General features: G+C 35.7%; 16 protein-coding genes. 5 read left to right on the top strand and 11 right to left on the bottom strand.

Annotation, left to right across the window (positions count from 1 at the left end; translation table 11 throughout):
* Positions 1-14: 14 nt before the first annotated feature.
* The 3 genes from panD to panB are packed head-to-tail and all read right to left on the bottom strand — an operon-like array spanning position 15 to position 2,069.
* A complete protein-coding gene (gene panD / locus KA845_RS08105) occupies positions 15-401 on the bottom strand; it encodes an aspartate 1-decarboxylase (protein ID WP_002508875.1) in 387 nt (128 codons plus the stop codon).
* Entirely contained in the window at positions 401-1,255 is an 855-nt protein-coding gene (gene panC / locus KA845_RS08100; RefSeq protein ID WP_021459663.1) for a pantoate--beta-alanine ligase, read from the bottom strand. Before panC ends, panD begins: the two co-directional genes overlap by 1 nt.
* Before the next feature lie 4 nt (positions 1,256-1,259).
* The gene (panB, locus tag KA845_RS08095) at positions 1,260-2,069 is read right to left on the bottom strand and encodes a 3-methyl-2-oxobutanoate hydroxymethyltransferase (RefSeq protein ID WP_002508877.1); all 810 of its coding nucleotides are present in this window, start codon (positions 2,067-2,069) and stop codon (positions 1,260-1,262) included.
* Between the two features lie 71 nt (positions 2,070-2,140).
* Here panB and KA845_RS08090 point away from each other — a divergent pair, with 71 nt between their 5' ends.
* Positions 2,141-3,007 carry an oxidoreductase gene (locus tag KA845_RS08090; protein WP_167867802.1) on the top strand — a complete coding sequence of 289 codons (867 nt, stop codon included), beginning with the start codon at positions 2,141-2,143 and terminating at the stop codon, positions 3,005-3,007.
* Between the two features lie 124 nt (positions 3,008-3,131).
* Here the strand turns inward: KA845_RS08090 and betA are convergent, their stop codons facing one another.
* Both betA and betB read right to left on the bottom strand, forming a co-directional pair.
* Positions 3,132-4,817: a choline dehydrogenase gene (betA, locus tag KA845_RS08085; protein WP_167867801.1), complete on the bottom strand. Its 1,686-nt coding sequence runs from the start codon at positions 4,815-4,817 to the stop codon at positions 3,132-3,134.
* A gap of 38 nt (positions 4,818-4,855) precedes the next feature.
* Positions 4,856-6,346 carry a betaine-aldehyde dehydrogenase gene (gene betB / locus KA845_RS08080; protein ID WP_103388223.1) on the bottom strand — a complete coding sequence of 497 codons (1,491 nt, stop codon included), beginning with the start codon at positions 6,344-6,346 and terminating at the stop codon, positions 4,856-4,858.
* A gap of 205 nt (positions 6,347-6,551) precedes the next feature.
* Here betB and cudC point away from each other — a divergent pair, with 205 nt between their 5' ends.
* Positions 6,552-7,109: a choline uptake/conversion transcriptional regulator CudC gene (gene cudC, locus KA845_RS08075; RefSeq protein ID WP_103388224.1), complete on the top strand. Its 558-nt coding sequence runs from the start codon at positions 6,552-6,554 to the stop codon at positions 7,107-7,109.
* Between the two features lie 265 nt (positions 7,110-7,374).
* Here cudC and KA845_RS08070 read toward each other — a convergent pair whose 3' ends face one another.
* Complete coding sequence (locus KA845_RS08070; protein ID WP_103388360.1) at positions 7,375-8,979, bottom strand: BCCT family transporter; 1,605 nt, start codon at positions 8,977-8,979, stop codon at positions 7,375-7,377.
* A gap of 636 nt (positions 8,980-9,615) precedes the next feature.
* Between KA845_RS08070 and KA845_RS08065 the strand changes: the two genes are divergently transcribed.
* The gene (locus tag KA845_RS08065) at positions 9,616-10,077 is read left to right on the top strand and encodes a DUF805 domain-containing protein (RefSeq protein WP_021459668.1); all 462 of its coding nucleotides are present in this window, start codon (positions 9,616-9,618) and stop codon (positions 10,075-10,077) included.
* A 128-nt stretch (positions 10,078-10,205) separates the two neighbouring features.
* On the opposite strand, the gene KA845_RS08060 is transcribed toward KA845_RS08065, so the two are convergent.
* Entirely contained in the window at positions 10,206-11,189 is a 984-nt protein-coding gene (locus KA845_RS08060) for a Gfo/Idh/MocA family protein (RefSeq protein WP_103388226.1), read from the bottom strand.
* 210 nt (positions 11,190-11,399) lie between these two features.
* Between KA845_RS08060 and KA845_RS08055 the strand changes: the two genes are divergently transcribed.
* The gene (locus tag KA845_RS08055; protein WP_002509873.1) at positions 11,400-12,125 is read left to right on the top strand and encodes a class I SAM-dependent methyltransferase; all 726 of its coding nucleotides are present in this window, start codon (positions 11,400-11,402) and stop codon (positions 12,123-12,125) included.
* A 150-nt stretch (positions 12,126-12,275) separates the two neighbouring features.
* Complete coding sequence (locus tag KA845_RS08050; protein ID WP_103388227.1) at positions 12,276-13,169, top strand: fructose bisphosphate aldolase; 894 nt, start codon at positions 12,276-12,278, stop codon at positions 13,167-13,169.
* Positions 13,170-14,053: 884 nt separating this feature from the next.
* Here KA845_RS08050 and KA845_RS08045 read toward each other — a convergent pair.
* The 4 genes from KA845_RS08045 to gabR all read right to left on the bottom strand — a co-directional run bounded on the left by KA845_RS08045 (position 14,054) and on the right by gabR (position 19,886).
* Positions 14,054-15,433: an APC family permease gene (locus KA845_RS08045; protein ID WP_167867800.1), complete on the bottom strand. Its 1,380-nt coding sequence runs from the start codon at positions 15,431-15,433 to the stop codon at positions 14,054-14,056.
* A gap of 94 nt (positions 15,434-15,527) precedes the next feature.
* Complete coding sequence (locus KA845_RS08040) at positions 15,528-16,907, bottom strand: NAD-dependent succinate-semialdehyde dehydrogenase (protein ID WP_167867799.1); 1,380 nt, start codon at positions 16,905-16,907, stop codon at positions 15,528-15,530.
* A gap of 93 nt (positions 16,908-17,000) precedes the next feature.
* Positions 17,001-18,314, bottom strand: a complete 1,314-nt coding sequence (gabT, locus tag KA845_RS08035) for a 4-aminobutyrate--2-oxoglutarate transaminase (RefSeq protein ID WP_167867798.1) — start codon at positions 18,312-18,314, stop codon at positions 17,001-17,003.
* 186 nt (positions 18,315-18,500) lie between these two features.
* Positions 18,501-19,886 (bottom strand): MocR-like transcriptional regulator GabR, encoded by a 1,386-nt coding sequence (gene gabR / locus KA845_RS08030; protein ID WP_210127939.1) that lies wholly within the window; start codon positions 19,884-19,886, stop codon positions 18,501-18,503.
* Between the last annotated feature and the right edge of the window lie 146 nt (positions 19,887-20,032).

The raw sequence follows: 20,032 nt of genomic DNA, 5'->3' as shown, positions 1-20,032 counted from the left end.
TTACTTTTATTATATTATTCTAGAATCGTTTGACTCTCTTTTTCATGCAACATTTGAGTTATTTGATTATATTCATTCATCACAGCTACTTTAGGAACATGTGACTGGAGTTCTTCTTCATTCAGAGCAACATAGGTCATAATAATTACAACATCATCCACTTCAACCAAACGTGACGCTGCACCATTCAAACAAATCTTGCCACTACCTCGTTCACCTTCAATAACATACGTTTCAAAACGCGCACCGTTATTATTATTTACAATCGCTACTTTTTCATTAGGTAAAATATCCACAGCTTCTAGTATATCTTTATCAATCGTAATGCTGCCTACATAATTCAAATTAGATTCTGTCACTCTGGCTCTGTGAATTTTAGCATTCATCATTGTTCTAATCATTAAGATACCTCTCCTATTATAATATTATCGATCAAGCGTGCTGTAGAAAATTTCACTGCTAAAGAAATAAAAATACGTCCTGATATGTACTTTTGTTCCTTTAATTCTGGATAACTGTATACAGCAACTTCTTCTACATTACCACTCGTATGAGAGGTCAAACATTGTGTCACACCTTTTATGAGCACGTCACTGCGACGTTCACCTTCATCATATAATTGCTTAGCATAGCACAAACTTTTGTATAAATGTACTGCTTCTTCACGTTCTTGAGTAGTAAGATAAATATTGCGTGAACTTTTAGCTAAACCATCTGCTTCCCTAATAATATCAACACCTACAATACGAATATTATGATTAAAGTCTGCTACCATTTTTTCAACAATAGCTAATTGTTGGGCATCTTTTTTGCCGAAGTAAGCAACATCTGGTTGAATAATATTAAATAATTTATTTACCACTGTAACGACACCATCAAAATGACCTGGTCGTTGTGCACCTTCTAACACTGTAGCAAGTCTACCTACTTTTAACGCTACACCTAATTCAGCTGGATACATATCATCAACTGATGGATAAAACACATAATCCACACCTACAGTCTCTACTAAACTGACATCTTGTTCAATTTGCCTTGGATATGCATCAAAATCTTCATCAGGCCCAAACTGTAAAGGATTTACAAATACACTCGCAACAGTGATATCTTGCTCTCTCACAGATTGTTGCATCATGGTTAAATGACCATCATGTAGTGCACCCATTGTAGGTACAAAACCTATAGATTTATTTGATTTTCTTAATTGTAGCATTAACGATTGCATCTCTTGAATATTTGAAATAACTTGTGTCATTGTTCTACTCCTCGTCCCAAACTTTCTTTTTGTACGTATGTTCAACTGATGGAAATTCATGCTTTTTCACTTCTGTATGGTATTGTTGCAATGCTTCAACACCTATAGCAAAATCACCATATTGTTTGACGAATTTAGCATGTCGGTCTACACCATAATTTAAAACATCGTGATAGACCAATACTTGCCCATCTGTACCAACACCTGCACCAATACCGATCACCGGAATAGTCAAAGTCTTACTAATTTTACGTGCTAAGTCACTAGGCACAGCTTCTAACACAAGCATAATTGCGCCAGCTTGTTCCATGCGTTGTGCATCAGCTACTAACTGTTGTGCTGCTTCAGTCGAAGCACCTTGCATTTTATAACCCATAATACCGACACTTTGTGGTGTTAACCCAAGATGGGGTACGACTGGGATGCCTAATGCTTTACAACGTATAATAAATGATTCAATATGTGCACCTTCAGCTTTAATCGCATGTGCCCCACTTTGTTGATATAAACGAACTGCATTAGCTATATCTTGGTCTGGATTACTGCCCACCGTCCCAAAAGGCATATCAACAACGATAAACGTATTCGGTGCGCCTCGCTTCACAGCTTTACTATGATGTATCATATCGTCTAAAGTAACTTGAACTGTACTGTCATAACCAAGCACTGTCATACCTAAAGAATCACCGACTAATATCGTATCAATATGCGCTGCTTCTACTTGTTTGGCACTTGGATAGTCATAGGCAGTGAGCATAGATATCTTTTCCTTATTTTGTTTCATTGTTAATAAATCACTTATAGTTTTAACCATCATTTAACCCCATTTGTTATAATATTAGCAATAGTATATAAAAATCATACCCAAAAAGGAAGTAGTAAGATATGACAAAATTTGCTGTAATTGGACCAGGTGCTGTAGGTTGTACTATCGCTTATGAACTCAAAAAATCTTTTTCTACTGTAAGTTTATTAGGACGTCAACATAAGACGATCAATTATTACCCGGGAGATAATAATGTAGCACAACCGCTAAATGTCACACCATTAACCGAAGCTAAAGGTAAGGTTGATGTTGTATTTGTTGCTGTCAAAACGTATCAATTAGATTCTGTAACGCCTCATATACAAAGGATTTGCTCCTCTAATACACTTGTAATTTTAGCGCAAAATGGTTACGTCAATACAGATAGTTTACAGCTACCGCATATCTATCAAGCAGTAGTCTATATTAGTGGCCAAAAGCAGCACGATAACGTGTTGCACTATCGAGATGAAATACTTCATATTCAAAAAGATTCACATACACAAGCACTTGCACGACAACTTCAACATACACAACTCACTTTAGTTTTAGAAGACGATATCACTACTAAAATTTGGTATAAATTGCTTGTTAATTTGGGTATTAATACAGTTACTGCGTTAACACAAACACCTGCCAAAGTATTACAAACTGAAGAGGCTAAACAATTATGTCGTGACTTATTACTTGAAGGTGTACAAGTTGCTAAAGCTGAAGGCATTCAGTTACCTCAAACTATTGTTGATGACATCTTTTCTATTTATAATGGTTATCCTGATGAAATGGGTACAAGTATGTATTATGACTATTTACACTCACGTCCTATAGAAGTAGAAGCCATACAAGGTTTTATCTTTCATAAGGGAATTAAACACAATTTAGCAATACCTACAATTCGTACAACTTATAAATTACTTCATGCCTATCAACAACATGTAAAGTTATAAAGCATAAAACTATTTAAATTAACATTTTACATCGTCACTTACTATAGATAGACAAAAAGAACTTGGAACATTAAACACGTTCCAAGTTCTTTTACTCTACAATTATTTTACAGCTTTGACGCTATTATTTAATTGTTCCAGCATCTTTGTCACTAACACCGTGTTGATAGTAGTCAACATACTCAGGTGCTAATAATTCTTTACCACGAATTATGTCTGCTGCTTTTTCTGCCATCATTAATACTGGTGCATGGATATTACCATTTGTTGTACGTGGCATTGCTGAAGCATCCACAACACGTAAGTTTTCCATACCATGTACTTTCATTGTCTCTGGATCAACTACTGACATTGGATCTGATGCCGGACCCATCTTCGCACTACATGAAGGGTGTAAAGCTGTTTCGCCATCACGTTTAACCCAGTCAATAATTTCTTCTGGTGTTTGTACTTCTGGCCCAGGTGAAATTTCTCCACCATTATACTGATCCATAGCTGATTGATTTAAAATATTACGCGCAACTTGAATTGCTTCTACCCATTCACGCTTATCTTCTTCTGTTGATAGATAATTAAAGATAAATTCTGGTTTTTCAAATGGGTCTTTGGACTTAATTTTTAAATGTCCACGTGAGTTAGAGTACATTGGTCCTACGTGCACTTGATACCCATGTGCAACTGGTGCTTTTTGACCATCATATCTTACAGCTATCGGCAAGAAGTGGAACATTAAGTTTGGATAATCTACGTCTTCATTTGAACGAACAAAACCCCCACCTTCAAAGTGGTTAGATGCTGCCGCACCCTTACGTGCAAATAGCCATTGCATACCAATCCAAGGCATTTTAAGTTTATTTAAACTAGGTTGTAATGAAATAGGTTCTTTACTCTTATGTTGTACGTAAACTTCTAAATGGTCTTCAAAGTTTTCACCCACACCAGGTAAATCAATACGTGGCTCGATATCCATAGATTTTAAGAACTCTGCATCACCAATTCCAGATAATTGTAATAATTGTGGTGTATTGATGGCGCCACCTGATAAAATAACTTCTTTCGCATTTATCGTTTGTTCTTTACCATTACGTTTAAATGTAACGCCAGAAACTTTATTATTACTTTCAAAGTTGATTTTCGTAACAAATGCACGTGTTACAACATCTAAGTTTTTACGACGCATTGCAGGGTGTAAGTATGCTCTTGAAGCTGACACACGACGACCATTACTTACGTTACTATCGAAAGGTCCAAAACCTTCTTGACGGTAACCATTCACATCTGGTGTCTTATTATAACCCGCTTCTACACCAGCTTCGAAAAATGATTGGAATAATGGGTTATCTGCTGGTCCACGTCTTAATTTTATCGGACCATGATGACCACGATATTGATCGTCTTTTGTTGCACCAAATGTATTTTCTAATCGTTTGAAATATGGTAAGACGTGTGCAAAATCCCAGCCTTCCATACCTTCTGGTTCTGCCCACTTTTCATAATCAAGTGGATTACCACGTTGATAAATCATACCGTTAATAGAACTTGAACCGCCTAACACTTTACCTCGGGCATGTCCTACTTTACGACCATCCATAAATGGTTCTGCATTTGTTTCATAAATCCAGTCATATAGTTTATTACCTGCTGGATACATTAACGCTGCTGGCATTTGAATTAATAAATCCCAAAAATAGTCACTACGTCCTGCTTCTAACACTAATACGTTTTTCGATTTATCTTCACTTAAACGTGCGCCTAGTACTGAACCAGCACTACCGCCACCAATAATTATATAATCATAAGATTGTTTCATGTGTGTAAAAACCTCCTAAGTTTGTCTTGATTGTGCACTTATTTACCAAACCAATTCACTGCTTCTGGATTAGTATTACGCAATATATGTTTTTCTTCTTGGTATTCTGCTAGACCTGCTTTCCCTAATTCTCTACCAATACCTGATTGTTTATAGCCGCCCCAAGGTGCTTGTGCAAAATATGGATGGAAATCATTAATCCATACCGTACCCATTTTCAACTTACTCGCAACGCGTTCTGCTTTGCCAACATCATTCGTAAAGACGCCACCAGCTAATCCATAAATCGAATCATTCGCTAATTGGATTGCTTCTGCTTCTGTATCAAAACCTTCGATTGTCACTACTGGGCCAAAGACTTCTTCTTGCACGATTCGCATTGATGTATCACAGTTCGTGATTACAGTTGGTTCAAAGAAGAAACCATCTTGTAAGTCTTCACGCTCTGGACGTTTACCACCAATCGCAATTGTTGCGTTCTCATCTTTAGCAATTTCCATGTAGTTTTCAATTTTCGTTCTATGTTCTGCAGAAATGACTGGTCCCATTTCTGTTGTTTCATCAAAGCCATTACCTAATTTGATATTTTTTACACGTTCGATTAGTGCTGCTTCAAATTTATCTTTGATATCGTTATGCACAATAATTCTAGAACCTGCGGAACATACTTGTCCTGCGTGGAAATAACCACCATTTAAAGCTTGATCCACTGCTAAATCAAAATCAGCATCGTCAAAGATGACGTTAGGGTTTTTACCACCTAATTCTAGGGCGATATTTGTCACATGGTCCGCTGCTTGCTTCATAATGTGTTTACCAGTTTGAATTCCACCTGTGAAAGAAACTAAGTCTACTTCTGGATGAGAAGATAACGGTTCTCCTACTTCAGATCCTTTACCTAAGACTAAGTTGATAACCCCTTTAGGGAAACCTATTTCTTCCATTAATTCGAATACTCGAATCGTTGTTAAAGGCGTAATTTCACTTGGCTTCATAACTAAGGAACAACCAGCTACTAATGCTGGTGCAATTTTCCATGAAGCTTGTAATAAAGGATAATTCCATGGTGTAATTTGTGTCACCACTCCTACAGGCTCTTTTACAACTTTACTTGTTGAGTTTGGAATTGGTGAATCGATTAATTCACCTCCGTCTTTATCGCCTAAACCTGCAAAATACATAAAGACATTATGGATATCGTCCATATCAGCATATGATTCTTCCAAAGTCTTACCAGTATCTAATGTTTCTAGTCTTGCTAATTCTTCTTTATTCGCTTTGATTGCATCTGCAATTGCTCTTACTTTCTGTGCTCTGACTTCACTTGTTTCTTGAGTCCATTCACCTAATTCAACCGATTCTCTCGCTGCCAAAATTGCGCGTTCAGCATCTTCGGCTGTGCCTTCTGCAACTTCTATAATTGTTTCTTGATTATATGGATTGATAATTTTACGTGTTTCATTATTTGCACTATCTACCCACTCACCATCAATATATTGACGACGAGATAAATTGTTTACAAGTTCCATCAAAATACCTCCGTTAACTTTGTTAAATTTTTATTTAACGAATTTTACAAACTTATGTTAGCATAGTAATTGAAAGTGTGTCAAACGCATTTAATTATTAAAATCGACGCTATACATCAAAATATCATGTAGTATTATGGTAATATTGGTATCAACGCGTCTTATTTTATTAATAATATTATGAATGGATTTGGAGGTGCACCTTATGGTGAATAAAGAACAACCTGAAGTGTTAGTAGACCAAGCTAAAGATATTGTTATCAATGCAATCGGTGCAACTATGGACTTGTATGGTATTAATCGGAGCGTCGGAAATTTGTATGGCACGATGTTATTTGAAGAAAGCATGACTTTAGACGAAATGCGTCAACAACTTCAAATGAGTAAACCTAGTATGAGTGCCGGTGTCAAACGTTTACAAGAATACGATATCGTGAAACAAAAATTCACGCGTGGTAGTAGAAAGCAACACTTTATTGCAGAAAAAAACTTTTTCAATTTCTTCAGTAACTTCTTCCCTCATAAATGGAATCGAGAGATTGAAATTAATCGTGATGGTGTTTATGAAGCTGTTGCACTTTTAGATAAGCTCATCAATGATGAACAGGTAGACGCAACTACTAAAACCGAAGCTGAAACAATAAAGCAACAACTTATCGATACGTTGCCTTACTATGAATGGTTAGCAAATTTAAGTGACGCAATTGAATCAGGTGAAATTTTTGAATATTTCCCAATTCCAGAGCAAAAAGAAATTAAGTAACGTAGACAAGAGACTAGGACAATATTGATTGTCCTAGTCTCTTGTTATATTGGCAGTAGCTGACTGCATTGCAAATGCGCTTCAAACCAAGCTTTTTTCAATACTAGTCATCATTGCCGGGGGCCGACTTCTGTGGGAACAGCACACGCCGAAGACTACAGGCTGAGGCAGTGACCGCAGAAAGTGCACAAAAAAAACTGCCGACAAGGTCAGTGACATTGTCGACAGCTTAGCGCTATAACTAATACTTTTGCGCTTCTGTTATTTATAAGTTATCATCTTGCTTTTTCTCACCAATTTGCGTAATGCGCAATGAACGACGTTCTATCTCTTTATATTTATCAGCACGACGTTGTAATTTCAATCGATCTTTATTTAACGTTTGAATAAACGAGTACATCATCATCACAAATATGACTAGCAGTGGCACACTGGAAACTACGGTGGCCGTTTTAAGTACGGTCATCGCTTCCTCACCACCTACTAACATTAATGAAAATGGTAGTAAACATAATGCAAAAGCCCAAAATAGACGATTGGCTTTGATTGGCTCTCCAATAACCATATTTTGTGATGCAGCAGCTAAGATATATGCTCCTGAATCAAATGTCGTTGCTAAGAATAAAATAGCTGAGATACAGAATAATACAATGACAACCTTACCTAACGGCAAATGATCTAAAATTGAAATTATGGTTGCTTCTGGTCCCATCGAATTGATATGACTTACAACATCAAAAGTACCTGAAACTTGTAAATATACTGCATAGTTTCCAAAGATACCAAAGAACAACATACAACCGAATGTGCCATATATTATCGTTCCTAAAACAACTTCTTTCAGTGTACGGCCACGTGAGATACGAGCAATAAATAAGCCGATAAATGGCGCATAAACGAACCACCAACCCCAATAGAATACTGTCCATGACTCAGGGAATTTCGTATCTTTATTACCAGGTATACTCGCTTCTGGTTCTAACCAAGTCGCCATTTGGAAAAAGTTTTTAAACATATTACCGGCACTTGTCACTGTATTTTCTAAAATATACAATGTTGGCCCGACAATGAGTACAAATGCTAGTAAAACAAATGCTAATATCACATTGGCATCGCTGAGAACTTTAATACCTTTTTTCAAACCCGAGTATGAACTATAAGCAAAAATAGCAGTAACACCTAATAAAACTATACTTTTGGTAATCATACTATTACCGTCAACGCCAAAAAGATTTTCCAAACCGGCTGAAACCATTGGCACACCTAATGCTAATGACGTCGCCGTTCCACCAACTAAACCAAGTATAAATAATACGTCAATAATTTTAGCAATAAATCCATCCGTGTGACCTTTTAAAATTGGTCTCATCGTTTGACTAATTTTATAAACTGGCTTGTTTTTCACAAAAATCAAATAACCAATAGCTAATGCTGGCAATACAAATGATGCCCATGCAATTGGTCCCCAATGGAACATGCCATACATTGTGGCATATTCTAAAGCTTCCGCTGACTTACCTTTTGCCCCATGCGGTGGAACTTGGAAATAATAAACCCATTCTATTAATCCCCAATATAAAATATCAGAAGCGATTCCAGCACAAAACAACATTGCTGCCCAACTAAATGTATTAAACTCAGGTCGGTCATTCGCACGACCTAACGTGACATTTCCATACTTACCAAATGCAATGTACAGTACAAAAATTAATACTGCCAAACCGATAACTATGTATGCGACACCTAAATTGGTAGTCACTATATCATTTAATTGAGTAATAAAAACTTCGCTTGCTTTTGGAAAAACCATCATAGGAATAACACAAATTAATAAAATAGCAAAAGCACCTATGAAGGTTGTCCAATCCATAACCTTACTTCTACGTTCTTTTTCTTTATCCAAAAATGGGTCCCCCAATCAAATTGATTTTCATATTCCAAACATTTCATTACGCTAGCGCGAAAACAAATGCATAAGATTTAATTCACAAACATGAGGTTAACTAAAAATATATAATAATGCAAATTGCATACAGTTTTCAGAATCTTTCACGATGAATAAATATATATATTACATATTTTTCTTTCTCATAAAAATCGCCACAATCATAGTGTTAAATTTGAATTTAACGAAATGAACAAATCTTACAACGGTGCAATGATGAATTTTTATTCGTTTTTATAGCATAAATATCCATTTAAAAAAATTAAAATACACGCTATTTTTTGCATGCACTGCCTAAACTCAATTTGACATATCATCTTCATTTTCTTGCTAATTTTATTTCTTCTGCAAAACATCATATGTCCATATTTATCGATGTATTTTATTATTCTCGGAAAGTAAATATTTCGTATTTTGCGTGGTAACATTATTTCTTACTCATAAAAATTAATAAATTCCATGATTTTTATTTCAATAAGCGAATAGTTATTGTCAAGGACACACGTTTTAAGTAGTATTGGTATTATAAAAATTGTTTTATCTATGAAACGAGGGAATGTTATGTGGACTTTTTATGCTGAATATTGGCGCAATGCTTTAAACTTTAAGGGGCGTTCTAGACGTAAAGCACTGTGGTATCCAATATTATTAAATCATGTTATTTTTACAGCTGTGATTAATATTTTTTGTGCTACTGTTTTAAGTTTTTCTGAACAAAGTATTTCAATAGTAAACACACTACTCGCTTTAATCTTTTTTGTTCCTGATTATGCTGTATCAACACGTAGATTACATGATTCTGGAAGAACAATGTTATTACCAACATTATTCGGTATTACAATACTGTATACGCAGTTACTGAGCTATATTGCACCAACAGGGACGTTTGCAATCATCATCACTTTCCCTATTAGTATTTTTTCCTTAGTCGTATCAATTTTGATATTGATTTTTTCTTTACTACCAGGAGATAAGCAGGTAAATGATTACGGTTCAAATCCACGCGTACATCATATTTTTTAAGTGTTTTTAAACTCTAACTTTATTATGTTACATTGTTGAACATTCAGTTTATGATTTATGATTACCGTCAATACAAACAAAAAGCTGGAACATGACATATGTTCCAGCTTTTTGTTTGTATTAATAAACTATTGTTGGTCAGACGCAAAAGCAATGCCAGCAGTCTGTCTTGCTTGTTCAAATGTTCTCATCACTGCTAGTGAATGTGTTAACAAGTCATAGCACCTTGTATAATCACTTTGATCATAAATCTCTTTAAAATCAACAGTCTCATAGTATAGCAAATTGTCTGTGAGTTGATTATTTAACTCATACTGACCATCTTTAAGATGCAATGTTACTTTATCAAAAGCGTTTGCACCATTCTCTATATGCATAAATCCTTCTTCACCTTGAATCTGTATGAAATCTATACCATTCGTATCTTTAGAACCAACACACGTGGCAAGAAAATCATCATATTGCAGGGTTAATATACCAGAAGTATCAATACCATTGGCATGTTTATTTGCCATATATTGCACGTCTCGAGGTTCTCCGAAGAGGCTGAGCACAAAGTGTAAGTTATAAATATTAATATCCGCTAGCGCCCCTCCAGAAAATTTAGGATTAAAAACATTCGGTGACTCTCCACGTAACAAGGCATCATATCTACTTGAATATTTTCCGTAATTACATTGAATCATTTTAATATGTCCTAATTTATGTAACTGCGCTTTTGCTAGTTGATAGTTGGGTAAATGTATCGTCGTTATGGCTTCAAACAGCATTAGTTTTTGGTCACGTGCTAATTGGATAAGTGCTTCTGCTTCTTTTACTGTTGATGTTAATGGTTTTTCACAAATAACATGTTTACCATGTTTGAGTGCTTCACTTGCATACTTATAATGCAAACTATTAGGTGAAGCAATATATATTACATCTATAGTATTATCATTAAAAAAAGCATCTATATTTGTATGTATCGTATCAATACCGTAAGTGTCCGCTAACACCTTAGCATTATCGTAATTACGTGTGTACATAGCAACGCAACTAACGTCTTCAATTTCACCAATCGCTGACAAAAAGCGATCGACTATAAAACCAGTACCAATTGTCCCTATTTTCATGACAGCATCTCCTACCCTTGTTTTATTTTATCGTTACAGTAATACAATTTGTAACGCGCTTACTTTCTATAGTTCATGATTCATTACTAAAATGCAACTAAATATGCTTATGCATGTTACCAATTAACATTGGAACACTTCAATTTGTTATAATAGAATCGTCTTTTACACATTACATAGCTTAAAATTTTATATTAATGAGGTTGTTATATGACACAAACGAACAAAACACAAATTATTGATTATTGGAATAAACGTGCCACCACTTTTAGTGAAGATAAACAAGCTGAATTGGAAAGTGACCATGCAACATCATGGTTAACTGAAATTTCACGTTATATTACGATTCGTCCAAATATGCGTATTTTAGATATTGGTACAGGCGCTGGCTTTTTAGCTATTTTATGCGCACAACAAGGTGCAACTGTTAACGGTATTGACTTATCTCCTGAGATGGTTCACTCTGCGCAACAGAACGCAGCTCGTTTTCAACAAACTATAGATTTTCAAATTATGGATGCAGAATCTTTAAACTTTGATAATCAAACATTTGATGTAGTCATTGCACGCAATGTGACGTGGTTACTACCACATCCAAAAGCAGCATATCAAGAATGGCTGCGTGTCTTAAAACAGGATGGTATTTTAATCAATATCGATGCTAATTATGGCCAAGATAGCTTCACATCTTATCAAGATTTCACGAATGACCATGCCCATGCAAAACTCGGAGATGATATGTTAACAGAAAGTGAGACCATCAAACAAAATTTAACAATTAATAAACAACCTAGACCTACTTATGACTTTCAATTATTACTTGAGTTAGGTTACGAAGACATTACTGCAGATACTTCCGTACATGGACGTGTTTATCAGCATCAAGATGCCTTTTACAATCCAGCACCTGTCTTTATGCTAAGCGTGCGTAAATAAATAGCGAAACTATGCTTGCCGAACACTACATCGTAAATAACTATAATTTTTTAAACGTGGGCTTTCTTTTACAACTGTATAGTATAACAATTGCGTTATTCGAAATTTTTTATCATACTAGAAGAGAATAAAATATAAGGAGTGAAAGCAATGAATACAGAACAACTTGAAAAAATCAAAACTGGAAAAGGTTTTATTGCGGCGTTAGACCAAAGTGGCGGTAGTACACCAAAAGCACTTAAAGATTATGGCGTGACTGAAGATCAATATGATAGTGAAGATGAAATGTTCAATTTAGTTCATGATATGCGTACTCGCATCGTCGCTTCACCTGCATTTACTTCAGACAAAATTGTCGGAGCAATTTTATTCGAACAAACAATGGATCGTACAGTCGAAGGTAAACACACTGGTGATTACCTTGCAGATAAAGGCATTGTACCATTCTTAAAAGTAGATAAAGGTTTGGCTGAACAAAAAGACGGTGTTCAATTAATGAAACCAATGCCAGAATTAGATAGTTTATTAAGTCGCGCAAATGAGCATAAAATTTTTGGCACTAAGATGCGTTCTAACATTCTTGAATTAAATAAAGACGGCATTGATTTAGTCGTTAAACAACAATTTGATGTAGCTAAACAAATTATCGCTGCTGGTTTAGTCCCAATTATTGAACCAGAAGTCAACATAAACGCAGAAAACAAAGCTGATATTGAAGCATATTTAGCTGACTCTATTTTAACTGAATTAAACAAGTTAAATGATGACCAGTTAGTCATGCTGAAATTAACGATTCCTACTAATCCTAATCAATATCAAACATTAATTAACCATCAAAATGTCGTACGTGTCGTTGCATTATCTGGTGGTTATAGTAGAGAAGCAGCTAACAATTTACTTAAAGCCAATGATGGACTAATCGCAAGCTTCTCACGTGCATTGATTAATGATTTAAATGTAAATCAAAGTGACGAAGAATTCGACCGTATTTTAGGCGAAACGATTGAATCAATTTACGATGCTTCAGTAAATAAAAATGCCTAAATCCGTCACTATATTTCCTAAGTAATATTATTATCAATTTCTATAAAGACTCAAAAAAGACTAATCTTGAAAAAGGATTAGTCTTTTTTTAGATTAATAGTAGCACAAATCAGCTGGTATACTTGAAAACATTTTTAATCCCTCTGCATCGTAAAAAGCACGTATAGTTTTTACTTAAAATTCTAAAATGAAGTACTTTATCTAAAAGCTATAGCCAAGTACAAACGATAACTACATTTATTTCTATTTCTTGAATTCTTTGGCTCGTTAATTTTATGCTACATAGCCTTTGTATAAGTAATATTTTAGTATCATATTAGCAGTGCTTTGGGCCGACTCCTGCGGGAATAGCACTCGCCGAAGACTACAGGCTGAGGCAGTGCCCACGGAAAGCGTGCACAAAAAAACTGCCAACAAAGCCAGAAATTTGGTCTGTACCCTTTTGTTTTATTGACGGTAAACAGACTTTAAATATTAGTTCTCCTAAAGACTTTTCTATATTATTGACAGTGCTTTGGGCCGACTCCTGCGGGAATAGCACTCTCCAAAGACTACAGGCTGAGGCAGTGCCTGCGGAAAGCGTGCACAAAAAAACTGCCAACAAAGCCAGAAATTTGACCTGTACCCTTTTGTTTTATTGACGGTAAACAGACTTTAAATATTAGTTCTCCTAAAGACTTTTCTATAGTATTGGCAGTGCTTTGGGCCGACTCCTGCGGGAATAGCACTCGCCGAAGACTACAGGCTAAGGCAGTGCCCGCGGAAAGCGCGCACAAAAAAACTGCCAACAAAGCCAGTAACTTTGTTGACAGTACGAGACTAACCTTGAAAAAGGATTAGTCTTTTTTATTAGCGAGTTTCACTTTAACTCGTATGTTGATATATTAATTTGTTTTTTCAGCTTGATAAGCAATAACTGAATTCTTTCTTTTCTGTGTGAAATATAATACCGCAGCAATCACATACCACGCTAACACAATCAACCATTCTGATGGCCAAGATAAAGATGATGGCATACCTGGCATGTAAATCAAGATAAAACCAATACTTAATACAATCGCAGTGATACCTACTGCTATACCATTTTTAATACGATACGGTCTGACCAAGTCTGGTTGAGACTTTCTTAATTTCACAAAAGAAATAGCTACAAGTAAATAACCTAACACAACACCAATTCCGCCAGCATTAACAATCCATTGTAATGCCGGACGACCTAATAACGGTGCGACAAATGCTAAAACGCCTAAAAATAGGATTCCGTGCGTAGGTGTTTTATATTTAGGATGAATATAAGCAAACCACTCAGAAATCATACCATTTTTAGCCATAGCATATAAAATACGGCTACCACCAATAATAAATGCGTTCCAACTCGTGATGATACCAGCAACACCACCTAATACAAGTAACACACCAAATCCACCACTACCAAATAGATTTACCATAGCATCTGCAGTAGCTAAACTACTCGTTGATAATTCTTTCGGTGTTAATCCTGTCGCTACACCAAAAACAATTAACAAATAAAAAATAACTGAAGCAATAATTGAAACTACTAAAATGCTTCCTATCTTTTTGGCTGGTGCTTTTACTTCTTCAGCAATTTGCGGTATAACATCAAAACCTACAAATAAAAATGGTATCATCATTAACACAGATAATGTGCCACCTGCACCATTTTCAAATGGTTTTAGCTGACTAAAATCACCATTAAATCCTGCACCACCTACTAAAAGCAAGCCTACCGCTACAATAAATATCGTAAAAACGGTCTGCAATACCGCTGCAGGTTTTACACCAAAATAATTAAGCGATGTTAAAATAATGCTACCAAGCGAACCGATGAGTACCCAAGTTAAGTACACATCCCAGCCTGCAACATTCCAGAGTAATCCTTGATGTTGAAATGGGATAACATAGTCTATCACTGTTGGTAATGCAACTGCTTCAAACGTAATGACTGATACATAGCCAAACAACACAGACCACCCTGAAATAAAAGCAACGCCAGGTGCAAAGGCTTTTTTTACAAAAACAAAACCACCACCTGTTTCTGGTATGGCTGAAGCTAATTCAGCGTAGGTCAAACCTATGACAATGACCAAAATACCACCGATAACAAATGCGATAATACTACCGATAAAACCAGCCGTAGAAACCCATTCACCTGACAATACTACCCAACCCCAACCGAGCATTGCACCGATTGCTAAAAACAGTACATCTACGATATTCATTGTTTTATTAAACTGAGATTTCATATATCGTACCCCTTATATTAAATTCTATTAATCCACATAAATGTCAACAAGCGTGTCGATGTGATAGCTTAACACACTTGTTGTCGTGTTATAGTTATTGTTTGATAGATAAATATTTAGTTTCTAAATATGGTTCTATGCCTTCAGTTGCACCTTCTCGACCATAACCACTTTCTTTGACACCACCGAATGGTGCATGGGCTGCAGATGGCCCACCATCATTCCAACCAATAACGCCATATTCAAGTTCATTATAGAATTTTAAACCTGTGCGATAATCATTCGTAAAGAAGTATGCAGCTAGGCCAAATGGTGTGTCATTTGCGATGCGAATGACTTCATCAATATCATCGTAAGCCATAACTGGTGCTAATGGACCAAATGTTTCCTCGTTCATTACTTTCATATCTTGAGTGGCATTCGCTATCACAACTGGTCGTAAGAAATTGCCACCTAACGCTGTCATGTCATCAAGTGAACGTGAAATAGAAGCACCTTTGGTTGATGCATCTGTCACTTGATCTAAAACTTTAGCAACTGCATCACTATTAATTAATGGGCCAACTTTCACACCTTCATCCATGCCATTACCTACTTTAAGTTCATGTACTTTCGCAGTTAATTTTTTGGTATATTCGTCTACGATGGATTGATGAACATAAATACGGTTAGCACAAATACAAGTTTGGCCTGCATTTCTAAATTTAGAGGCAATTGTTTCTTCAACTGCTGCATCTATATCCGCATCGCTATGAATAATGAATGGTGCCAGCCCCCCTAATTCCATAGTTGCATTTTTCACAGAGTCTGAAGCCTGTTGAATTAATTTTTTCCCTACTGGTGTAGAGCCGGTAAATGTGATTTTACGAATTGCTTCATGACTCGTGAATAATTCACCTGCATCCCTACCTGATGCAATGACATAAGATATAACATCTTCAGGAAAACCTGCTTTATGTGCTAATTCAATTAATTTAATCGTCGTTAATGGCGTTTGAACAGCTGGTTTACAAACAATTGTACAACCAGCCGCTACTGCTGGTGCGATTTTACGTGTAATCATGGCTGCAGGGAAATTCCATGGCGTAATAGCCCCCACAACACCAATAGGAAACTTGTCTACAAGAATCTTTTTGTTTGGTGTATTAGCCGGAATTGTACGTCCATATACACGCTTGGCTTCTTCGGCATACCATTTCACATACGAATTAGCGTATGTTACTTCACCTTTAGCTTCAGCAAACGGCTTGCCACCTTCTAATGTGATAAGCTCTGCTAATTCATCAATGTTATTATCAATGAGTTCCGCCCATTTATATAATGTTGCCGCACGTTCATGTGCATCTACGGCTTTCCACGATTGAAATGCCTCTTGAGCACGATCTATTTGAGCATTGATTTCAACTTCAGGCGTATAATCTAAAGTAGATATTACTTCTTCTGTTGCTGGATTAATTACTTCTAATTTTGTCATCACAATGACCCCCTTTATTATTTCAACAGTAAAGCTCGATATTGAAACAGATAATTGTCAATACGTTTAAGCCACAATACTGTCTTACTTATATTATACCTGTTGTGTTGAAGTTACTTCGTTTAATGCTGCCGTTAAAATATCAAAGCCTCGTGTAAGTTCTTCATCTGTAATCACTAAAGGCGTTAGGAAGCGTATGACGTTACCTTTAATTCCAGCAGACAACAATAACAAGCCTTGTTCATTGGCAACCTTCACAATGTTAGCTGTTAATGCTTTATCAGGTTTACCAGTTTGAGGATCGATAACTTCGAAAGCAACCATTGCACCTAATCTACGTGTATGTTGTATAAAATGATGAGTTGTACTTAAAGCACTCAATTTATCTTCGATAGCTTGTCCTATTTGTTCTGCTTTTTCGTTTAACTGTTCTTGTTCAATGATTTCAATAACTTTTAACGCCGCTTCACATGCCAATGGATTCCCTGCATAGGTACCACCAATTTCTCCAGGGTTTGCACTATCGACAATTTCAGCCTTACCAACGACACCGCTTAAAGGAAAACCTGCTGCTAAAGATTTAGATACAGTCATTAAGTCTGGCTCAACATCAAAATGTTCAATGGCAAATAATTTACCCGTACGTGCAAAACCAGTTTGGATTTCATCAGCTACAAAAACAATACCATGTGCTTCACAAATATTTTTCACTGCTTGGACAAATGATTTCGGTGGGATAATAAAACCACCTTCACCTTGTACTGGTTCCATTACGACACACGCTACTTCTTCAGGATCAACAGTTTCAATAAAGAAATCTTCTAATCTTGCAATCGCTTGTGCTTCGAAATCTTCCTGTGATACATCATCAGTTTTATCCGCTACGTTAGGATAAGGTGCTTGGTAAACTTCAGGCGCAAAAGGTCCGAAGCCAAGTTTATATGGACGTACCTTACTAGTCATTGACATTGTTAAGTTTGTACGACCGTGAAATCCTCTTACAAATGAAACCACTGCTTGTCTACCTGTATATTTTCTAGCAATTTTCACAGCATTTTCTACCGCTTCCGCACCAGAGTTCAATAGTACTGATTTTTTAGCAAAATTACCCGGTGTAATGTGTGCCAGTTTTTCCGCCAATTTTAAATAACTTTCATACATAATGACATTAAAACCTGGATGAATAAATTTATCTAATTGATTTTTTAAATGTGCGGTAATTTCTGGATGTGAATGTCCTACATTTAATGTACCGATAGCACCCGCAAAATCAATAAACTCATTACCTTCAATATCAGTAATAGTTGCACCTTTAGCATAATCTGCTACGTGTAGGTTACCATTGCCTACCCCTCTTGCCACATATGTTTCTCTTAGCGCTTGATAATCATTTGAATTTTTAGTCATATCTAGACCCCCGTTTTCTGTTTATAATATGAACCACCAAAAAAGCGGTTACATTTCCACTAACGTATCTTTACGATACTACCCAAACAGATGGTTATACCATTTGGAAATTTATCTATTTTCTAAAAATTTAAAATATTCTTGGTATGATGTAAAGGACCAGATAGCTAAAACATATGGTACCAGTTACTTGATAAGAATCGCTTTTAATGTTGACACAGCCTTACTCATTGTAGTCAAATCTATATTGGCAAAACCGATAATCAATGTTTTGGTTGCTGTCGTTTCGCCTACAGGTTCCACCGTAAATCTATTTATTGTATATAACTCAACTTGATGTTCGTGCGCACGACTTTCTATTTCCGTGTAACTATAATTCGTCTTCACTTCAACAATGAAATGTAAGCCTGCTTTCGTATCCTTAATAGTAATTTTATCTTTAAATTCTTTTTTCAATGCTCTAATTAACTTTATTCTTTTTTCTTCATAAATATGGTGCATTTTTTTAATATAGCGTTCATAATGTCCATCTTTAATCAACATGTATAATGTTAGTGCGTTCAGCATTGAAAAATCTGGAATTACATTATGATTCGTAGTTTCAAAGCGTTTGACTAACGACGTTGGTAAAATCATATAACTTAAGCGTAAGCCGGGCATTAATGTTTTTGAAAATGTTCCTAAATATATAACTCGTCCACTTTTATCAAAACTATACAAAGATGGAATATTATCAGTATTATACTTAAATTCACTGTCATAATCGTCTTCTACTATATAACCATTCGTTTGTGTCATCCAGTTTAATAAATCTATACGTCTAGAAATCGGCATATTTGTCCCCATCGGAAATTGGTGTGACGGTGTGACTATTACTAAATTAGGATTTAATGCTTTTAAAGCTTTTATTGAGATACCTTTATTATCTAACGATACAGGAATGGTTACTTTTTGTGATCGATTGAGTAAATCTCTAAATCTGGAATAACCAGGATTTTCTACAGCAATTTTACTATCTTCTTCCATTACATCTAACAACTGTTTGAGTAGTACATTCGTCCCAGACCCAATAATAATTTGTTCTGGATGACAATGAATGCCACGTTTATAAGATACCAATTTAGCAATAGTTTGTCTTAGTTCCATAGGCCCTTTAAACTCAGGTATCGAAGACAGTCGTGACGTAAATTGTCTAAACACTTGTTTTTGTAACTTTAACCATGTCTCCATCGGAAAGTTTTCGATATTAGTACTCATATGTGAAAAAGAATATTGATATTGTGGTGCTGCTTCTCTATAGTAATCTTCCAATTGAATTTGAGTTTGTGGTTTCACAATTAATTGTTCTAAAGGTTCGATGTAATAACCTTTGCGCTCTTGGGTGTAAATATAGCCTTCTTCCAATAATTGCTCATATGCTGCCTTCACACTATTTACACTAATATTAGCGTGTTGTGCCATTGCTCTTTTAGATGGTAATTTTTCATGGCTTTCATATTTATATGCCAAAATATCATCCTTCAAGTCATTATACAGTTGGCGATAAATGTAATTCACTGAACTTTCTTGCATATGTATCCTCCTTATCCGACTTACTTATCATTGTAGCGATTTTTACGCTTACGACAACTGTTATCGTACAATAAAAAGACCCACGAGACAGTAACCAATTGACTAAATGTTGATTCTATCATCTGGATCTCTTCTGTACTGTTAAC

This window comes from Staphylococcus sp. GDX8P114P-2 (genome assembly GCF_017892945.1).
Classification (GTDB): domain Bacteria; phylum Bacillota; class Bacilli; order Staphylococcales; family Staphylococcaceae; genus Staphylococcus; species Staphylococcus arlettae.
Note: the sequence above shows the minus strand (reverse complement) of the source record. Positions and strands in the feature narration are given on the sequence as shown.